At 35.6% G+C, this 2,135-nt stretch carries 3 protein-coding genes and 1 pseudogene; all 4 read right to left on the reverse strand.

What is annotated here, in order from left to right; translation table 11 throughout:
• Positions 1-269: hypothetical protein (locus RU86_RS11685; RefSeq protein ID WP_179296291.1), on the reverse strand; the 269-nt coding region annotated here is incomplete at its 3' end.
• A 77-nt stretch (positions 270-346) separates the two neighbouring features.
• Positions 347-1,015 (reverse strand): annotated as a pseudogene (locus tag RU86_RS12400) (transposase); the annotation flags it as partial.
• 375 nt (positions 1,016-1,390) lie between these two features.
• On the reverse strand, positions 1,391-1,783 hold the full coding sequence (locus RU86_RS11700) for a hypothetical protein (RefSeq protein ID WP_096815445.1): 393 nt from the start codon (positions 1,781-1,783) through the stop codon (positions 1,391-1,393).
• Between the two features lie 12 nt (positions 1,784-1,795).
• Positions 1,796-1,966 (reverse strand): hypothetical protein, encoded by a 171-nt coding sequence (locus RU86_RS12195; RefSeq protein WP_179296292.1) that lies wholly within the window; start codon positions 1,964-1,966, stop codon positions 1,796-1,798.
• Positions 1,967-2,135: the final 169 nt, after the last annotated feature.

Here is a 2,135-nt window from a genome sequence, read left to right on the forward strand (position 1 = left end):
CTTAAGTAGGTAAGCCCTGTGATGTCTTGTGCCTCACCTGTATAACCATAGGGGTTACCTGTGTCATCCTTATCTTGTGTTTGACCGTAGACATCGTATGCTCTAGCGTTAACAGCCTCACCGTTTTGCGTTAAACCTGTCACACTGCCTCTTGCATCAGCCAAGTATTGGTACGTTTCTTTGGATTGACTCGTCTTATAGCTAATCCGGTCATTGCCATAGGTATAGCGTTCCCTAGGTTTGAGCTCCTCATCATAGGTTTGAAGCACCTGTGTATGGTCCTGATTCACATCATTGACATAGTTTCGGCTTTCATAGTACTGATAGCTATCTTCTCGTGTCGTATATGTTCACCTTTATGATACCAACCACTCTCTGGATCAGTTTTGGATGTTTTTTTCGGTTTTGAGTCACTTACGTTTTTTCTTTTTGATGGCTTTAAGGACTTTTTTTGATGCCTTTTACGATCAACCTCGATTTCGTTTTCAAGTGCATCCTTGTACCAAAGTCCAGTTTCCTCAATCACAACACTTGATGATTTTCTACGATTAGCGTGTGCTTTGACATGCGTACCATCGATGAAAATTTCACTCGTATCAACTAAATCTGCAGCGAATGCCTACGATAAAATCCCATTAAAAATCTGCTCAAATAGGTCTGTTCCAGCAAACCGACGCTTGTAGTTTTTGCCAAATGTCGTGAAATGGGGCACCTCATCTAGCAAGCTAAGACCTAAAAACCAGCGATAAGCGGCATTAACTTCGACGTCTTTGATTGTCTGGCGCATGCTTTTAATACCACACAAATACTGTAAAAGTGGGAGTTTAATGAGCATGACTGGATCAAGAGACGGACGACCATTATCAAGCGTATACTTATCCACAACCAACTTATAAATGAAAGTGAAATCCACTGTTTCGTCAATTTGACGAAGCATATGATCTTCTGGGATTAATTCATCCAGCGTTAAAAATTGCATCTGATTTCTGGCATTTTGCGTTAGTTTACCAATCATAGAAAACCTCCAAATCACTTATTAATTATATTATACCGCTTTTTAATAAAAAAAGACAAAGCCATGGGGACTTTGTCTTCAGTCTGAGCAGAAAAATAATTATTTTTCTGCTTTTTATCATTTAGTTTAGTTGTAAATTAAGATTCTTTCGTAAATTGCACCTTCAAGTCATCAAATCAGATGGCAAATGAATCTTTCTAGTGGCTAATTTGAACTTGCAATTTTCGTTTTTTAAATTCCCAATAATGTTATTAGAGGTGTACATAAATTATTATTTCAAGGTGCATGACAATCCAATTCTACTGATGGTAAACTTCACAACAGAATCAAAAAACCGAAGAAAATTATATTCTTCGGTCTTTATCCTCCTATCTCTTATTTCTTTTTCTGAATTTCTATTTCTGGCTCATAGTGTGCTATTATTTCTACAGTATCATCCTCTGTCCAAGCAACAAAATGCCTTAATTCCATATTATCATAAAAACCAAAGGTTTGTTCTGAAATAAAATTAATAAACTTTGAACTCAATATCTTAAAAAAAGTCTCCTCTAGCATTTTTTTCCCTCCGAATTTTTCGCACCATTCATGATTCCTTTTTTGGAGTCCAGATTCATCTGAAGATAATAACGCATAAACAAAACCACCAAATACAATTTTCACTATATTTTCTTTACTTTCTAGGATAATAACCGTTCCGTTATAATCTTGTTGTAATTTTTTTAACCAATAGTTACCTAATGGTAAATTATAACCTATTAATTTGTTCAATGTTTTATCTCCTTATTTATATCTAATTTTTGTTTTTTCTGGGCTGTCTTTTTTTTGTAATTCTAATGTGGGTGGTCCTGTAACTCCATTTTTCCCTTTACTTCCTGGTCTAACAACAACATTACTACCATCATCAAGTGTACCTACTCTCCCCTTTCCAAATTCTGTATCAATTTCCTTCACATCACGTAATTTAAGATCGTTGAAATCTTTCTCTGCATCACCGTAATTTCCTTTACCTTCATGTTGTGTAGTTGGCCTTTTGTTTGTTCTTCTGACAAAGGGTATTTATCAGTAAGTTTTTTCACTTTAGCATCAGCAACATCCTTAGGAGTAATATCTCCACCAACCA

Origin of the sequence: Pseudolactococcus piscium (assembly GCF_002441695.1) — a bacterium.
Taxonomy (GTDB): Bacteria; Bacillota; Bacilli; order Lactobacillales; family Streptococcaceae; genus Pseudolactococcus; species Pseudolactococcus piscium.